This is a genomic window from Paenibacillus sp. 276b, assembly GCF_900107875.1.
GTDB classification, from domain to species: domain Bacteria; phylum Bacillota; class Bacilli; order Paenibacillales; family Paenibacillaceae; genus Paenibacillus; species Paenibacillus marchantiae.
Genome location: NZ_FNRR01000001.1, coordinates 1225800 through 1241822, shown reverse-complemented (window position 1 = coordinate 1241822; position 16023 = coordinate 1225800). Strand labels below are relative to the sequence as shown.

At 44.3% G+C, this 16023-nt stretch carries 16 protein-coding genes; 4 read left to right on the top strand and 12 right to left on the bottom strand.

The annotated features are described in order from the left end of the window. Positions 1–6: 6 nt before the first annotated feature. From BLV50_RS05360 to fba, 5 genes are all read right to left on the bottom strand, one after another. Positions 7–942 (bottom strand): carbohydrate ABC transporter permease, encoded by a 936-nt coding sequence (locus BLV50_RS05360; RefSeq protein ID WP_063565013.1) that lies wholly within the window; start codon positions 940–942, stop codon positions 7–9. A 15-nt stretch (positions 943–957) separates the two neighbouring features. Continuing rightward, entirely contained in the window at positions 958–2250 is a 1293-nt protein-coding gene (locus BLV50_RS05355) for an ABC transporter substrate-binding protein (RefSeq protein WP_090806310.1), read from the bottom strand. 70 nt (positions 2251–2320) lie between these two features. Continuing rightward, positions 2321–3121: a DeoR/GlpR family DNA-binding transcription regulator gene (locus tag BLV50_RS05350; protein WP_063565015.1), complete on the bottom strand. Its 801-nt coding sequence runs from the start codon at positions 3119–3121 to the stop codon at positions 2321–2323. Positions 3122–3305: 184 nt separating this feature from the next. Continuing rightward, positions 3306–4268, bottom strand: a complete 963-nt coding sequence (locus BLV50_RS05345) for a 1-phosphofructokinase family hexose kinase (protein WP_090807496.1) — start codon at positions 4266–4268, stop codon at positions 3306–3308. Further along, entirely contained in the window at positions 4232–5098 is an 867-nt protein-coding gene (gene fba / locus BLV50_RS05340; RefSeq protein WP_072732844.1) for a class II fructose-1,6-bisphosphate aldolase, read from the bottom strand. The genes BLV50_RS05345 and fba overlap by 37 nt, the downstream gene beginning before the upstream one ends. Before the next feature lie 284 nt (positions 5099–5382). On the opposite strand from fba, the gene BLV50_RS05335 reads away from it, so the two are divergent. Together BLV50_RS05335 and BLV50_RS05330 are read left to right on the top strand one after the other, a co-directional pair. Further along, on the top strand, positions 5383–6426 hold the full coding sequence (locus tag BLV50_RS05335; protein ID WP_072732843.1) for an SIS domain-containing protein: 1044 nt from the start codon (positions 5383–5385) through the stop codon (positions 6424–6426). Positions 6427–6648: 222 nt separating this feature from the next. Beyond that, on the top strand, positions 6649–7500 hold the full coding sequence (locus BLV50_RS05330) for an aldo/keto reductase (RefSeq protein ID WP_090806308.1): 852 nt from the start codon (positions 6649–6651) through the stop codon (positions 7498–7500). A gap of 69 nt (positions 7501–7569) precedes the next feature. On the opposite strand, the gene BLV50_RS05325 is transcribed toward BLV50_RS05330, so the two are convergent. Both BLV50_RS05325 and BLV50_RS05320 read right to left on the bottom strand, forming a co-directional pair. Further along, the gene (locus tag BLV50_RS05325; protein ID WP_329959852.1) at positions 7570–8025 is read right to left on the bottom strand and encodes a hypothetical protein; all 456 of its coding nucleotides are present in this window, start codon (positions 8023–8025) and stop codon (positions 7570–7572) included. A gap of 265 nt (positions 8026–8290) precedes the next feature. Then, positions 8291–9205 (bottom strand): arginase family protein, encoded by a 915-nt coding sequence (locus BLV50_RS05320; RefSeq protein ID WP_090806306.1) that lies wholly within the window; start codon positions 9203–9205, stop codon positions 8291–8293. A gap of 104 nt (positions 9206–9309) precedes the next feature. Between BLV50_RS05320 and BLV50_RS05315 the strand changes: the two genes are divergently transcribed. Together BLV50_RS05315 and BLV50_RS05310 are read left to right on the top strand one after the other, a co-directional pair. Continuing rightward, positions 9310–9672 (top strand): winged helix-turn-helix transcriptional regulator, encoded by a 363-nt coding sequence (locus BLV50_RS05315; RefSeq protein ID WP_063565019.1) that lies wholly within the window; start codon positions 9310–9312, stop codon positions 9670–9672. Further along, the gene (locus BLV50_RS05310) at positions 9665–10048 is read left to right on the top strand and encodes a winged helix-turn-helix transcriptional regulator (RefSeq protein WP_063565020.1); all 384 of its coding nucleotides are present in this window, start codon (positions 9665–9667) and stop codon (positions 10046–10048) included. The genes BLV50_RS05315 and BLV50_RS05310 overlap by 8 nt, the downstream gene beginning before the upstream one ends. Before the next feature lie 80 nt (positions 10049–10128). Here the strand turns inward: BLV50_RS05310 and BLV50_RS05305 are convergent, their stop codons facing one another. The 5 genes from BLV50_RS05305 to BLV50_RS05285 form a co-directional block, all read right to left on the bottom strand. Then, complete coding sequence (locus BLV50_RS05305; RefSeq protein WP_090806304.1) at positions 10129–11571, bottom strand: hypothetical protein; 1443 nt, start codon at positions 11569–11571, stop codon at positions 10129–10131. Between the two features lie 346 nt (positions 11572–11917). After that, entirely contained in the window at positions 11918–12757 is an 840-nt protein-coding gene (locus BLV50_RS05300; RefSeq protein ID WP_090806302.1) for a formylglycine-generating enzyme family protein, read from the bottom strand. A 218-nt stretch (positions 12758–12975) separates the two neighbouring features. Next, positions 12976–13611, bottom strand: a complete 636-nt coding sequence (locus tag BLV50_RS05295; protein ID WP_072732839.1) for a glycoside hydrolase family 11 protein — start codon at positions 13609–13611, stop codon at positions 12976–12978. Between the two features lie 317 nt (positions 13612–13928). Next, on the bottom strand, positions 13929–15401 hold the full coding sequence (locus BLV50_RS05290; protein ID WP_090806300.1) for a DUF4179 domain-containing protein: 1473 nt from the start codon (positions 15399–15401) through the stop codon (positions 13929–13931). Further along, entirely contained in the window at positions 15388–15915 is a 528-nt protein-coding gene (locus BLV50_RS05285; protein WP_090806298.1) for a sigma-70 family RNA polymerase sigma factor, read from the bottom strand. The genes BLV50_RS05290 and BLV50_RS05285 overlap by 14 nt, the downstream gene beginning before the upstream one ends. Positions 15916–16023 lie beyond the last annotated feature (108 nt).

Genomic DNA, 16023 nt, shown 5'->3' with positions numbered 1-16023 from the left:
CTCCTCTCAATGTTCCCATTGCGTGCGTCCCCATCGAAGTTGCAGCAGCGTCACAAGCAGGATGATCATTAGAAATACGGTTGCCATAGCAGATGCGTACCCCATATTGGAGCTGGAGAAGGCCTGTTCATAGATTTGCAGTGACAGCACTCGTGTTTCGTTAAAGGGTCCGCCCTTGGTCATAATCTGAAATTGTGGGAAGGCCTGAAAATAGGAAACAACTGTCGTGATGGAAACAAACAGCAACGTTCTACGCAGCAATGGCAGTGTGATATGAAGAAAGACATGCCAGCGGCCCGCCCCCTCCAGCGTCGCTGCTTCATAGTACATATCCGGGATGGAATCCAGTCCCGCAATAAAAAGAACGATATTATAGCCAATATCAGCCCACAAGGTCATCATAATGACGGAGTAGAGCGCATAATGCGGATCACTGAGCCACTGGATCGGCGCCATATTCATCTTGGCGAGAATCATGTTGAACAAGCCGTCATTGTAATTGAACATGGTATTCCATACGATGGCCGTTCCCGCCAGCGGAGCGATCGTGGGAAGAAAGAATATAGTCCGAAAGCCATTTTTAAGCCACGGGATGCGGACTCGCTGAATCGCTGAAGCAATCAAAAGCGTAATGACAATGTTTATCAATACGGCGATAAATACAAATTTGAAGGTTACCCACAGTGACTTCAGAAAGATGGAGTCCTGGAACATGCGAATATAGTTTTCCGCCCCCACGAATATCGCGTTTGAGCTGAGCGGGTCATACTTGAATGCGGATAAGCCCAGGCTCCATGCGATGGGAAGGAAAGCAAACACCCCGAACAGAAGCAAGATCGGTACGAGTGAGATGATGATGAACCTTCGTTTTGCCCTGTAAGCTGTTGACTTTACCGCTGGGTTAACCTTGTCCGCCTTGTTGGTAGATATAGCAGTACTCATGCCCCAGCACCCCTATCACTTATGTTGATCCTGATTATCGTTGATCGTCTGTTCGATGTTAGCCAATCCGTCCTGGACACTCTGTTGTCCACTAGCCATCAGCTGGAAATTGTCGTTAACCTGCTTGAAGAAGAAATCCCGGTCTGCTATTGGGCCGATCCATTGACCTAACGCCAATATGTCCAGCGAAGGCTTTAGATGAGGATTGTTCTTCAGGAATTCCGGGTTTTCGGCAATTTCTTTTTTGGCTGGTACGGTAAAGGTGTCCGTATTCCATGTCGAGAGGTTGTCCTTCTCCGAGATGAATTGGATGAAATCAAGCGCAGCCTCCTGCTGTTTGCTTTTTTGGGACACCGCAAGCCCCCAACCGGATTCGGCAGCAAAAACGGGTGGGTTTTCCGTAAAGGAAGGCACGGAAACGTATTCAAAATCATCAACCTTATAGTTGTTCTGTCCTGCAGCAATCGTCCAGGGACCGCGATAGGTCATGGCTGATTTCCCCTGAAAAAAATAGTCAGAGGTATCCAGCTCACCGCCGAACGTGGTTAAATCCGCAACTTTGTCATCGGCCACGAGCGAGACCAAGGTGGACATCGCTTTCTCCGCCTCCGGTGAGTGGAAATTAACATGTTCGTCTTCACCCATAAAACTTGCACCTTGCTGCAAAATAAGGGATAAGAAAGTAAACGTAATATTGTCTGCTGATACAAAATCGAAGCCTTTGACTTTGATGACATTGTTCTCACGGACAGTCAATTTTTTGGCGTAATCCACAAGCTCTGTCCAGTTGGACGGTGCGTGATCGAAGCCTTGGTCTTTGAGCATTTGCGGGTGAATCAACATGCCGCCGTTCTCAATGTTGTATTCAAGTGGCAGCCCGTATAACTTGTTGTCTCGCAAATATCCCCCAAGGGGAGCATCATAGTACTCTTTTTTTACATTTTCACTATCAGGGATTTCGACAAGCAGATCGTTCTTGGAATATTCGGGCACCCACGTGCCGAAAAATTCGGCAATATCGGGTGGTTTCTTCGCGGAGAATGAGGCTTTCAGCTTCTGGCTGTATACATCATATGGAAAGGTCTGATACTCGATCGTTATATCGGGGTGTAAGGTCTGGTATTTGGATATTAATTTCTTGTATGCGCCCACAATGGCGTCTTCCTGATGACTCCAAAAGACCAGATTCACCTTACCTTGCGGGTCTGCGGATGTATCGCCGCCTGAAGAGGAGGAGCTGGAACAGCCTGCTTCAGCGAATACAACACAAACCATCGCAATGATCAGCATAAACTTGGAAAAATGCATTCGCATATCCTCCCTTGTCCTGCAAATTAGCCAGCATATGAAGGGAAGGGCGTTTGAGTATTACGCGTATTTAAATAGAAGCAATGTGGTCTGTAGTTGTATGTATCGCAATCTGATGCTCCTGGCACGCCTGCTCAAACCATCCCTCCGGCTGTTTATTCGTAATTACCCCTGTCACCTGAGTTAAGGGAGCAATCGTAAACAAAGCACTTTTCTCAATCTTGCTTTGATCGAATACAGCATAAACTTCGCTGGAACGTTCCATTGTTAATTGGGCAATACGAGCTTCAAGCTCGGAATGCATCGTAAAGCCAAAATTCTGCGTTACTCCGTCCACCCCGAGAAACATTTTCGTAATGTTAATTTTGTCGATCACACTTTCTGCCAGCGGACCGCATAACTCGTAGCTTTTAGACCGCATAACGCCGCCAATGACCACAACCTGAATATCTTCGGCATCAGCCAATTCATAAGCAATATTCACCGCGTTGGTGACAATCGTAATATTACGATGCTTTTTGAGTGCTTTCGCAATAAAGAACGTCGTTGTACCGCCCGTCAGGCAGATAATGTCTCCCTCTTTAACAAGGGCAGCGGCCGTGGCAGCGATCCGTTCCTTATCCATCCGTCGGAAATCGCGTTTTGCTGCAAAAGGTAGCTCCGATACCGCCGACGTCAGGCCCCCTTCATATATGGCTCCCCCATTTGTTCGAATAATTTCGCCCGCTTTTTCAAGTGCGTCCAAGTCACGTCTTGCGGTTGCTTCCGAGCAGCCAACCGTCTGGACAATCTCTTGCAGCGATATTTTTCCATGCGATTTAATCAGTTCCAATGTTTGTGCTCTGCGCAGTTCACCCTTTGAATATTGCATAAGTCTCTCCTTTAATATGTCTGGGCCTGCATGATATCCGTTAACTTCAGCCCGTGCTAGCTCTATTGTGTAGGATGAAAGGATGGATTGCAATATGTCGACGTGAACTGCATCCCATAAGAAAAGTATCTCTCTAACGGTTATTCATGAGGGATATGAAGCTGATTTTCAAAACCTTCAACCATCATAAAGGTATAATTTGCACCTGATGTTCGTACTCCTCAAACAGAACATAGTCGATGTCACCTGCTTTAGAAGACATTGCATTCGTAGCAGCAGCCGCGACAGCCGTACGCAGTCTGGACTCATCCGAATCGCCGCGCTCTCCTGCATATGCCATGCCGGCAACAAAGGCGTCTCCGCAACCTACCGTATTCACAGGCTGAATGGTTGGCGGCTTCACCATATATGCTTTTCCGTTTAAAATAGCCAGAGCACCGTCACTGCCGAGTGTTATGCACACCTCATCAATGTCTTGATCCGCCAACCTGTGCGCTGCACGGGCCCATTCGCTCACGTTTCTTGGCTTCTGCCCCAGCCATTCGGCCAGCTCCTGCTCATTCGGCTTCACGAAATGGGGTGTTGCACTCAGCCCAATGGTGAAACTTGTTCCACCTGTATCCAGAAAGGCTCGCGCGCCTGCTGAACGAACAATACAAATCAGTTCTGCGTACAATGTGTCCGGTGCACCTGGGGGCAAGCTTCCAGACATAATAACTGCACTAGACTGGATGGCGAGCTCCTGTACTTTTTTCTTGATCGCTTCAACTTCAGCTTCTGACATATTTGGACCCTGCCCAAGCAGCTCGGTAGAGCTACCACTGGAATCATCCACAATGTTGAGGCAGACTCGTGAGTCTCCCGCTGATTGGATAAAAGCAGTCCGTATCCCTCGTTCAGTCAGATTTCTCTCAATAAATACACCGTTATTGCCGGCAATAATGCCTGTAGCTGTGACTTCACCGCCGAGCTGCCGGATCACCTTGGCTACGTTATTGCCTTTGCCGCCCGGCTCATTAACCTGTCTTGTCACCCGATGCATTTGACCTACGCCAAACTTGTCAACGTATAATGTCCGGTCGATGGCCGCATGGAGTGTGACCGTGGTAATCATCGGACTACGCCGGCTTTGCCAGTGCTTCCACATAACCGTATTTTCTCCATGGCAAGCCGTTTAACTGCTCCCTTCGCCGGAGCCATGTATTTACGTGGATCATTCTCTTCTGGATGGATTAAAAATACATCTTTGATAGCTTCGGAAAAAGCAATACGCAGCTCTGTGGCTATATTTACCTTGGACATCCCAAGTGCAACCGCCCGATGAATCTGTTCAGCTGGTATGCCCGAACCACCGTGCAGCACCAAAGGAACAGATACTCGATTCGCAATGGTTTCAATTCGTTCAAAATCTATGTTCGGCTGTCCCTTATAAATACCGTGTGCGGTACCGATTGCTGGAGCCAGTGTAGTTACACCAGTACGTTCAACAAACTGCACGCAATCTTCCGGATCTGCTAGAGAAGCATGCTGTTCCTCGACGACAATATCGTCCTCAACGCCGCCAACCTTACCAAGCTCAGCCTCCACGTTTACGCCAGATGCCTGAGCAACCTCCATCACTTTACGGGTTAGGTTCACATTTTCTTCAAAAGGATACATGGATGCATCGATCATAACGGAGGTATAACCTGCTCGTATGCATCGGATAATCGTTGAAAAATCAGTGCAGTGATCCAAATGAAGTGCGATGGGGATATCCGTCAAGTCCGCTGCGGTTTTAGCCGCATGAGCAATGTAATCTGGTCCCAAGTGGTTGACTGTGCCCACCGTGGTTTGAATAATGAGCGGTGATTCGGTTTCTACAGCCGCTTCAACGACAGCCTGAAGCATTTCCAGGGTATGAACGTTAAATGCAGCGATGGCGTATTGATCCCTGCGAGCTGTTTGCAGCATTTCAGTGGACGAGATCAGTGGCATATCCATTCCCCCTTTTAAGGTTTCGTCGTTACATAGCGACGATTTGAACGATCCTGCACCTCCCTTCACGGGTCAGATGAGTATGGGAAACATTTGATGATTTCTAGCTTGTGATCATAATAATCTTTTTATTTGATTAAATCAATCATTATTTTGGAAAACTATTGCAATTTACAGGGATATAAAGGCATAATTATGATTATCACAATCATTTAACTATATATTTGATCGAAAAGATCACAAACTGAAGCTATCAATCTAAATCATTCCCGGGAGGTATTTTTATGAGTTTGACGTATCGTGAAGTAAAAGAACAATATAAGGCCCTACAGCAGACCTACAACTATTTACTGGCCAAGCGCACGGAATTTACTGCCTTTGTCCAAGCTCAAGCGATTACCTCCGTAACCTTTGTTGGCGCCGGGTCCAGCTATTGCTTGAGCGAAGCGGCCGCTTTTTCCTTCCGTTTGCGTGCTGGCCTGCCTGCAATGTCACTTGCCGCTGGTGATCTCATGCTCCATGCAGACCGCTATCGTCCCATGCTGGAGGGTAGCCTGATCATAGCGCCGTCACGATCTGGCAGTACGAGTGAGGTCGTTGAAGCATTGCGTTTACTTCAGTCCGATCAACGTATTCCATTATTAACGATTTCTTGTGTAACGGGCTCGCCGTTATCCAAAAACGCTGAGTTCCCTCTGGAACTGCCCTGGGCTTTCGACCATAGCGTTTGCCAGACCCGCACAGTAACCAATCTGTATGCAGCCAATCTGCTGCTTGCCGCTTTTCTTGCTGGTGATGAGGAGCTGATTATCGATATGCAGGAAGCGATTCATCAAGGTGAAGCCTACATGGCACGTGTAGAGGACAGCATCCGCCGTGTCTCCGACTTCAATTGGACGAATGCAGTCCTGCTTGCAGACGGTGAACTACAAGGCCTCGCAGCCGAGGGTGCCATCGCTCTGACCGAAATTGCCAAGACACAAGCCCACGCATACCATCTTCTTGACGTTCGGCACGGGCCGATGGTCACCGTGGGTTCGGATACTTTAGTGATTGCTGCCTTGTCGGACAGCGGTATTGAGCATCAACGCAATCTGTTGAGGGATATTAAGGAGCGTGGAGCCACCATTATCACGTTTGCCGATCGAACAATGGGTATCCCGCAGAAGTTCATCGACCTTGAGATCACAACTAGTCATCCGCTTAATACAGCGGTACGGGGTATTCCTTTCATTTTCATCTCGCAAATCGCTGCTTTGGCTAATGCCGAACGCCATGGTATTAACCCGGATCAACCCGATGGGCTGGTGGCCTGGGTCAAGCTATAAAAGATAGCTTAGTTCTTTCAATTGGCTTGGAAGGTTGGAAAAGGGGATTTTCAGAGGGAGATCCAAAGACTTCTATTCAGCGGAATAGAAGTCTTTTACTTGAATGTCAAAAATCAATTTTATACGTCCTGTGAGATAATTAGGCAAACATTTGATATGAATGATATAACGCTAGAATGATGATTTGGTACATAATAAACCTATAAGAAGGAGGGCTTTAACATGGAAAAAGTAATACTTAACAATGGTGTGGAGATGCCCATTATGGGTTTTGGTGTTTATCAAATTGCAGATCAAAATGAATGCGAACAAAGCGTTTACGATGCCATTATGGCAGGATATCGCCTGATTGATACAGCTGCCTCATATCTGAACGAAGAAGCCGTTGGTCGAGCCATTAAACGAAGTGGTGTCCCAAGAGAAGAATTATTTATTACTACAAAGCTTTGGGTTCAGGATACTGGATATGAAAACACTAAAAAAGCATTCCAAAAATCTCTGGATCGATTGCAATTGGATGTGTTGGATCTGTATTTAATTCATCAGCCTTTTGGCGATGTGTACGGCTCTTGGCGCGCTATGGAGGAATTGTATCGTGAAGGAAAGGTCCGTGCTATTGGAGTTAGCAACTTCCAGATGGATCGTCTGATCGATTTAATCATTCATAATGAGGTAGTTCCTGCGGTAAACCAGGTTGAAACACACCCTTTCTATCAACAAATCGAAAGTGCTGCTTTTATGAAAGAAAATAATGTTCAGATTCAATCCTGGGCGCCTTTTGCTGAAGGAAGAAATGATCTTTTCCAGAATGATGTATTGCTATCCATTGCGAAAAAAGTGAATAAATCTGTTGCACAGGTCGTTTTACGCTGGTTGACACAAAGAGAAGTCGTTGTCATTCCGAAGTCTGTTCGTAAAGAGAGAATTGTTGAGAACTTCAATATCTTTGACTTTGAATTAAGCCAAAATGATATGGAATCAATTACTGCATTAGATACGAAGCAAAGTCTGTTCTTTTCTCATAACGACCCAGAAATGGTGAAGTGGCTCGGTACACGTAAACTTGAAATCTGACCCTTTCTATCGATAAAAAAGTCGCCATTTCTGGCGACTTTTTGTGTTCATGCCCTATTGAACTGTTTACTACAACCCAATAAACATATTTCTACTGAACGGTCCCCAATTTCCACCAGTGAATCCGGATCTCCCCTCCAAATTGACAAAGCATGGAAGCAAAATATAAAGAACACCCATAGTCGCGTTAACATTGAAGGTTATAACAAATCTCGTTTTGGAATTATTAATAGGAGCTATCATCCCCCGATCAGCACGAATCGTGTTTTCTTTCGTGATGGCTTCTCCCATTCCTACACTGGCTATATCTGATGGACTAGACATATTACTTCTTATCCAATAATTCGATATGTTTGTTGCTGATGCTAAATCCGCTGGCTGATCGTACGTCACTACAATCTGATTGGATGCGACTTGCCTAACCTCCACAACTACAGGATGAGGAGTCATAGCTTCCCTTTCTCTCCCGCCCACGTTCTCGATCCAATAAGGATGTGATGTATTCGAATGATGATTAATTGACATAAGATTAAAACCTCCATGACTGACTTCAATAGTCATTTGTCCTGAGATAATGTATGTAGGTGAATGACCAATGGTGTCTTACAGTGCACCCCAGATCACCAGCCATAGCTTCAAATCATCAGCACTCAAATGTTATTAAGCTTTTATCTCACGTACAGTCACAAAAAAATACACTTCACACAATGATAAAGTGTCTGAGTGTATTTTTTATGGTAAGCCTATTATTCTAGTATTATAAATCCGTTGGTGAGTATATTGAATGATATTATTTATTTAGAATAGGTATTTCCCCTAGCAGGTTCTTCAAGTTAATTGAATCCCATGGCATATGCTCGGTAATACCCAATCCCACAACATCTGTTTCTTCCGACAATTCTTTTAGCAGATGAAGGAGCTGAGGAATTTGCAAGCTTCCCGCAGGAGAGTACGTATAAGGGCCTTCAGGATTCGCGAATAATAACGAGCGAAAATCCTTAGGATCAAGCACATCTAGATCCAGGTGAATAGCCAGATGTTTAATACCGCTTTCTTTGATCCACTCTTTGATGGATGCTGTACTTTTCGTTAATTCTTCGGCTCCGGCAGTTTTAATGCCAAGTCTTTGAATCATTTCAGTATCTGATTCTGCTGTCGTTATACCTAATCGTTCAAAAGCTTCTGAGATCACTTCGATTTCCTGTTCTGTAGGTGTTGCCAACCCCGCGATAAAGACATTTTCAGGTTTTAGAGGGATTTTTACATGTTTTGCAAACTCTTCATCCCCTTCTCCCAAAAGATTACCCAGAGGTAACGTATGTCCGTTATCATAACCCGCGTAACCAACCAAATCGCTGTGCGCGTCGATCCAGATTAAGCCTAATTCTCCATTATACCGTTCGTTTAAATAGGCAAACGGAGCTTGTTCGACCAAGCAATCCCCACCAAACATGACGATACGGTCAGGCTTGTGAGCATGAATAATATGCTGGGCTGCTTCGAGTTGTTCAATGAGCTGTTTTCTTCCATTCACACCATTCTCGTTTTCCAGTGGGGTTCCATCATATGCTTGTACAGGAACTTGAATCAGGGGTTGATCATTATCAGGAGCCAGCCAGGCAAGCAGTTCCGCCCCAAAAGAGTAGTTAGGATTATTTCCCCCTTGCCATTGAGGCATTAACAGACGTATTGTTTTTTGATTCATGTTTTCTCTCCTTTACTTCAAAGTAAGGTTAGTATAAACTGAACGCAAATCAAAAAGTAGTACGCACTATTATGACAGGTACTACCCGAAAGGATAGCATAAATATGAGCATGGCTGAATATCAAGGTAAGGTTAAACATATTCAAGATACGCCTTTTGGCTATACATTGTCTGTCATTGGCGGCAAATGGAAGATGGTCATTATTTATCTTTTGGCAGAAAACCAACCGGTACGCTTCAATGAACTGAAAAGACAAATTGGAGCGATTACGTTTAAAACACTGAGTTCACAACTAAAAGAATTAGAAGCGGATGGTATGGTCGAACGGAAAGAGTATCCACAAGTCCCGCCTAAAGTCGAGTACAGACTGACCGATAAAGCGGAAACGTTATTGCCTGTTCTGGAAGGTTTATGTGAGTGGGGAGTACAAAATCAAAGTGAAAGAGATGTGTTGGAGGATGATTAACTTTAGAAATAAAACCTATCGCTGTACCTCGGAAATTGTCATGAGCTTACTTAGCGGCAAATGGAAAATTTCTATACTCAATCACTTAACTAAAGGTCCCATTCGGTTTAATGAGCTTCAGCGACTTCTTCCTGACGCAACCCAACGCATGATTACAATGCAGCTCAGAATGCTTGAAAGTGACGGCCTGATTATTCGCAAGGTCTATCCGGTTGCACCGCCAAAAGTAGAATATTATTTGTCCGATCTGGGCGAGGAACTGGCCCCCATGCTACAGATGTTGTGCAAGTTTGGCACGACTTATATCGAGAAATTCCCCGACGAAGTATCTTGCGACAATGATGACTCTCGCCGCGACATCGCTAATGTAAATTAAAGTAGTCGTAATTAGACGGCAGCAGCTCTGTACGAGTACGCTGCCGTCGTCATATCATCTGTCACGAATGGTTTATAGCATTACAACACCAAAAATTGCGTTCCATACCCCTTCCCAGAAACCAAAGCTGCTTCCAGCTCCTCTTGATCTCCTTTGTCCACTAACACCACATTTTCGGGATACAGCTTGCCTAACAAAGCCCACTGTACAAGTTCATTTCCGCCTGTTGGTATGACATGGACTCCATTATCCGTATTTGTCACCAATCCGGAATGCGACAAAATGTCTGCTACCTGATGAATGCTGGTTGATGTTCGCTTCACAGTAGCATCCTTGGAATGGTTGTTCTTTTCAGGCAGATATGAAAATCGATGTCCCCTGAAGAGCTGACCGAGATCCACACTAGGTTCTACACTAGATGATACATGACCTTCCCTCTCCAGTCTGAAACGCAAGGTCGTTCGATCTGAATCTGTATTCGGAAGCAGCCGTGCGATGGATGGAAGATCACTATGATTCTCTGAAATGTGAAAGTGATCCTTGCTGCCAGGTATACCCGTTCCTGCTTCGTCGCGTGGTGCAGCATAATAATCGTCATATTCATATTCGAAAGAGATGGCAACTAAATCTTTTGTATCTTCAGTCTCAATGGTTTGTACCGGATGCCACTTCAGAAGATAACGTGCAGCCGTACCAGCCGACTCTCCCAATCCAGCGGGCAACACAGTTCCCAAAGGATATTGAAAGCCGTAACCAGCAGAGGTCAAACTCGAGCTAAGCACACTCTGTGCATATTGAACAATCGCCTTGTGAGTTAATTCCTTCCCGAGCAATTGAGTTAAAAAGACCTTACGGGCAGGCTCCAGAAAACGTAATCCTTTGAATTGCGTGTGTTCCATGACTTCAAACGGTACTTGTTCCCAATTGGCAAAGGGAAGTAATGCATCCCGCAGCAATACAAATTGGTGCAAGTATTCATTATATAACTGCATAACTCTTGGTCCCCCAGCGGGACCCCAAACCTGAGCAATAGCTTCCGGTATCAGGGTATGACCATAGCAATGACTTCTAAATTCCAGCTCTCCTAGAGTTTCCGGTCCATATTGTGCCAGTGCCCTCTTTTCAGAATTAATCTCTCGTGCCCAGAGAACCAATTGTTCACCGATACGTGCCGCCTGTGCCGTAATTTCAACACCTGCCTTATCCTTCAAAGCCAAAGGTCCAAGCGGTAGTGATGAAAGATCACCGGAGATCGCCAAATTGGCCTGAAGGCTGTCCAATAACACCGAAGGATTACCGTCTATCGGTTCGCCCAGCTGAACCAGTATCGCCTCAAGCAGTTTATCCAGCTCTATGACGACCTCTTTTGCTCTATATATGCCATTAGGCAATTTCCAATCCAAAGCCACATTCTCTCCTGGTCTAATTGAATCCTGTGGATATGTGCCAATGAGAGACTCCACATCTATTGCGTTTCCCCATACGATCCGTTTATCTTTCAAGTGAAGTTGATACGCTGGCATTTTTCCCACCCCTTCAGTACGATTTTTATATTGAACTACAATTCAACTTGCCCTTCGAATGTTAGATTATCAGGTGCCCTGATCGTTGAATAGTACGCACTTTTTTGTATGATCCGATCATTTTTGTGTCGTAGGATACTTTTTGATCCTGCAAAATAAAGGGTCGATTTGTACGACAAACAATGCATCACCTTTCCGATCCTGTGCATTAGAATGAAATACAAGCATTTCAAAAAGAGATGCCCCGGCTAATCTGCTATAGCCTTGGCATCTCTTTAAGTTCAACGACCTACTTTGCAGCATATAGGGCCGTCTTAAACTATTTGGGTACTTTACAACGTTTCGACTATTCTCCGCGAACAACACGAAACCCCTGATCCGGACCAAAACCATTTGCATCGAATTTGCCTCGAAAAGCGATCTCGTTATTGTTGACACCACCGATCCAGCCCCCGCCTTTTATTACCCGAAATGAAGCCATTTGGCTCTCAGCATCGCTGTACCAGTCCCAGCACCATTCTCTTACATTGCCAGACATATCGTAGATACCAAGCTCGTTGGGCTGTTGAGTACCAATCGATTTGGTTTGGTTTTTGTTGCTCTCTATGGCAGGCCAGTTCCAGTCTCCAGTTAAGATTTTGTCCCCGGCGTTCTTCCAATACCATGCGACTTTGTCGGCGTTGTCGCTGCCGCTGTATGTGTAATTCTTGCTATCCTGACCTCCGCTTGCGGCATATTCCCATTCCGCTTCTGTAGGCAGTCGGTAACCATTAGTTCCCTCATTAATGGTTACTATCCATTTAATATTATCGTTCTCATTCTTATTATTAAGGTCTTTGGTATCCTTATCGATGTTGTAATGCGGCTTCAAGCCCTCTTGTATACTTCTTTGATTGCAATACTCTACCGCATCATACCAACTCACCATTTCTACCGGTAATTGATCTCCTTTGAATCCGGAGGGGTTATTTCCCATGACATCTTCCCACTCTTTTTGAGTTACCTCATATTTCCCGATATAAAAGTTAGACAGGGTCGCATTTCTTCCAGCAAAATTGGACTTGTTGTTCTTAAACGTTCCACCTTGCACGAATACAAGGTTATCCTCCGGTTCGGGTTTATCCTGCGAACAAGCACTCATCACTACCATTGTTGCTATTAAAAAGAACATTAATAGCTTTCTCATTGAACAATCTCCTTTAAGCTAATGGGAAAATAATTGGCTATGATGCCTGCCATTCGTATGCGGCAACGTCGAAGACCGTTTGTCTGACTGAAACGGCCTTCAACATTTCCGGACTGATGGTAGAACTGAGGAAAAGGCATTGAGCCTGTCCCTAATGTATAAAAATCTGTTTTACTTTCATTAAACGGATCACCGTGGGGTTGCTTACCATGGATTACTTACCACACCGTTACGTTAGAACTTCCGCTGCTTTGATATCCTTCTGTCGCTAACACCTGGTATGACCAACTGCTACCCAGATTCATTCCTTTACTTGCCCATGCGTTCACATGGTTGCTGAACGTAATAGCGGAGTTAACCCCGGTCGCTCTCTTCGACTGTCTTACGCTCCAGTACTGGGCAAAGGTTTGTGTGCCATCAATGGAAGGTGCATTATATCGCATCGTTGTATAGATGTCATATGTTCCTCCGTCACTGGTGACAGTACCTTTAAACGTTCCTGTTGGTCGGTAAGTGCCCCAGCTATCTACAACGTAATATTCAATAAGTGCATTTCTTGTCCACCCGTAGAGTGTCAAATAGCCATTGCCGGATGGAGACCAAACCCCAGCATTATAGTTAATTGTCCGGTTTGGAGATCCAACATTCCAGCCTTTACCAACAACAAAGTTCCCCGTATTTTGCCATGTCACACTGTAATTTCCGCCCGACCCATTCACAGCATTAACCGTACCGCCGCCATCGGTCCAATTCTGCCAATAATCTGTCGCTGCACTTGAGGTTGCTGCAAACACGCCAAAACTCATGGAAGCCGCAAGAATGACCGTCAACATTTTTTTGCTAAATTTAAACATACTCTACCTCCCAATATGATTGTATTTGCCTTATCGACTGCTTTCGTCTGATTCTCGGTTGAAGTTCTCAATTACCATTTGATGCAATTCTTTTTTTACTTTTACCTCCTTTCTGACTAAATTATAGAATGATAACGGTTACATAAAAACCTGACAAACTAAAGATTAATCTCTAATATGTTTAGATTTATGTCTGTTTTCCTTCTAAAAATCGACTTCTACCTACAGGAAAACAAATATGCAAAAAGCCGCCCAGAAGGGCGGCTGTGAAAGTGATGCTGAGGATATTAGTGCTGGATAGACTACACATTAATAAATTATTTTAGCATTACGGACCAGTCCGGGTCTTTGTACCTTTTATCCACTACACGTCTTACCAGGATAAGTTCCTCCGGAATGTGGTCTAACCCCATAATCCGATATTCATAAGGCTGCTGCGTATCGCGATTCCCCATACTAATAAATCCCTCTCTCCAATTATTAGAAAGCGTATTTTTTAAGGTTGAAATCCCCCACTTACTAACGTCATACTGCTTGCCTGCTGAATCGTATGCTTTCCATTCTTCATTGTTTATTTCGTTATCCATTTCCCCGTAGAACGATACGGCTGTTTCAAATGTGGCATCAGGGTTTTGTGAGTCCTCAAGCGACGTCCCAACCAACTCTATGCGGTCTGTTAATATTTGAAAAGATTTGGGTTCTATCAGCTCCGATGGCCTAAAGGAAATTCTGCTACCGTCTGTTTCCGCGACCGAGTAACCATCCAAAATAAAACGATATGGTTCATGCTCTGGCAAGTACTTGAAAATATAACTCCAACGAATCTTCCCGTCTCCAATGACTGCATAATCAGTAGACATCAGACTAACCATGTCACCATTCTTTCTCGAATTTACCGAATGAATTTCTTCATTCTCTTTAGTTTCAAAGTGAAAGCTCAACATCTGCTTTTCCCATAAATCACCGGGTGACCTTGCCATTGCAGCATCATTAAGTTCAGTCTCCAGTTCAAAACGGACTCCTTGTACCATTCTCGTTAACCTCTTTAAAGTGACTGTCATTCCGTGTGGCGTTGTGTAGCTACCTGATAATTCTTCTATCTTCGTTTGCTGGTTAGCCTCTCTCATATCTATATCAAAGCTAAAGTTCCATTCTCCTTCAATGGAAGGCTCGTTTCTGTTGCCAAGCGTCCCAATATTCCCTTCTATCGTAATCTTGTCTGTCTCCAATGGCTCATTGAAGAAAGCAACCATATAATAAAAATCATTTGTGTACCCCATATCGTACATGGTGTCCAAGTCTTTACCGTTAGCATCTTTGATTGTAATGTTGTTCAGATCTCCAAGGAGTAACTTATAGCGATCGTGCTTACCTTTTTTATCAAAGAGTTGAAGAGCCATCGTCACTCGGGTAGGGTCTGCAACTGCTTCATCAATTACCAGCGTATAACCTTTGTCCTTGACTTTAATGTGAGGATTATGCACTAGTCCCAATTCTTGTGCCCGCAAAAGTCCAATATCCGGGTTATCCTTGGCAAATAAAGACCGGATCATCTCACCAAATGTTGGTACGGAATAAATCGAAACCGCTCCTAGGATGAAAAAGAGGGCTAAAGCTACTGCTGCCCATCTCCATTTTTTATGGGGATATTTCTTTTTTACCTTCTGCTCCGAAATGGAGGAAAGTGCGTTCTCCATAGCAAGTTGTACTGTATCAGGAATGATCAGGTCTTTTCTTTTAGCATTTAATAATTGCTTGATCTCACGGTCAACCGGATCATGAAAATTCATATTTGCCCTCTCCTTCCTCTAGAACGAGCTCTGATAATTGTCGTCTGGCCCTGAATAACCTTGACTTTACTGTTCCTTCGGAAACTTCAAGCACTCTAGATATTTCCTTGACCGATAAGTCCTCGATATAAAAAAGTGTCACGATGGTTTGAAGCTGTTCATCCAATTCGTCAATTACCTCAAACAGCTCAATTTGTTCAAAATCCCCCTTATAAGATGTCTTTCTCATATCATAAGGGACAAGGGATACTCGCTTTTTTTTCTTAATAATCCGATTACACTCATTGATTAAAATCCGAATGATCCAAGTTTTAAAATAAGTTGGCTCTTTCAGTGTATGTACATTAGAAAAAGCTTTAGCAATGGTCTCCTGTATCGCATCTGCACAATCTTCATCCGTTTTAACGATTGATCTTCCTATAACAAATAGGCTTTGTTGAACAGCACGTATTAAAAATACAAAAGCTTCCTTATCTCCTTGCCTTGCAAGTTCGGCTTTTTCTGATAAATCCACCAATGCTCCCCCTTCCCTTCATTCCTTCTATTCATTAGATCATCCTATACTTGGTTTGGTTCACGAGAAAACAATAATCTTTTTTTCCAATTCTATCCCGTATCTTTT

Coding starts and splice junctions, on each gene's coding strand:
- fba (WP_072732844.1), bottom strand. CDS start 5,098: ATGCCACTGATCTCGTCCACTGAAATGCTGCAAACAGCTCGCAGGGAT.
- BLV50_RS05330 (WP_090806308.1), top strand. CDS start 6,649: ATGGAAAAAGTAATACTTAACAATGGTGTGGAGATGCCCATTATGGGT.
- BLV50_RS05295 (WP_072732839.1), bottom strand. CDS start 13,611: ATGTTTAAATTTAGCAAAAAAATGTTGACGGTCATTCTTGCGGCTTCC.
- BLV50_RS05355 (WP_090806310.1), bottom strand. CDS start 2,250: ATGCATTTTTCCAAGTTTATGCTGATCATTGCGATGGTTTGTGTTGTA.
- BLV50_RS05335 (WP_072732843.1), top strand. CDS start 5,383: ATGAGTTTGACGTATCGTGAAGTAAAAGAACAATATAAGGCCCTACAG.
- BLV50_RS05315 (WP_063565019.1), top strand. CDS start 9,310: ATGAGCATGGCTGAATATCAAGGTAAGGTTAAACATATTCAAGATACG.
- BLV50_RS05310 (WP_063565020.1), top strand. CDS start 9,665: ATGATTAACTTTAGAAATAAAACCTATCGCTGTACCTCGGAAATTGTC.
- BLV50_RS05360 (WP_063565013.1), bottom strand. CDS start 942: ATGAGTACTGCTATATCTACCAACAAGGCGGACAAGGTTAACCCAGCG.
- BLV50_RS05300 (WP_090806302.1), bottom strand. CDS start 12,757: ATGAGAAAGCTATTAATGTTCTTTTTAATAGCAACAATGGTAGTGATG.
- BLV50_RS05345 (WP_090807496.1), bottom strand. CDS start 4,268: ATGTGGAAGCACTGGCAAAGCCGGCGTAGTCCGATGATTACCACGGTC.
- BLV50_RS05290 (WP_090806300.1), bottom strand. CDS start 15,401: ATGAATTTTCATGATCCGGTTGACCGTGAGATCAAGCAATTATTAAAT.
- BLV50_RS05325 (WP_329959852.1), bottom strand. CDS start 8,025: ATGTCAATTAATCATCATTCGAATACATCACATCCTTATTGGATCGAG.
- BLV50_RS05320 (WP_090806306.1), bottom strand. CDS start 9,205: ATGAATCAAAAAACAATACGTCTGTTAATGCCTCAATGGCAAGGGGGA.
- BLV50_RS05305 (WP_090806304.1), bottom strand. CDS start 11,571: ATGCCAGCGTATCAACTTCACTTGAAAGATAAACGGATCGTATGGGGA.
- BLV50_RS05350 (WP_063565015.1), bottom strand. CDS start 3,121: ATGCAATATTCAAAGGGTGAACTGCGCAGAGCACAAACATTGGAACTG.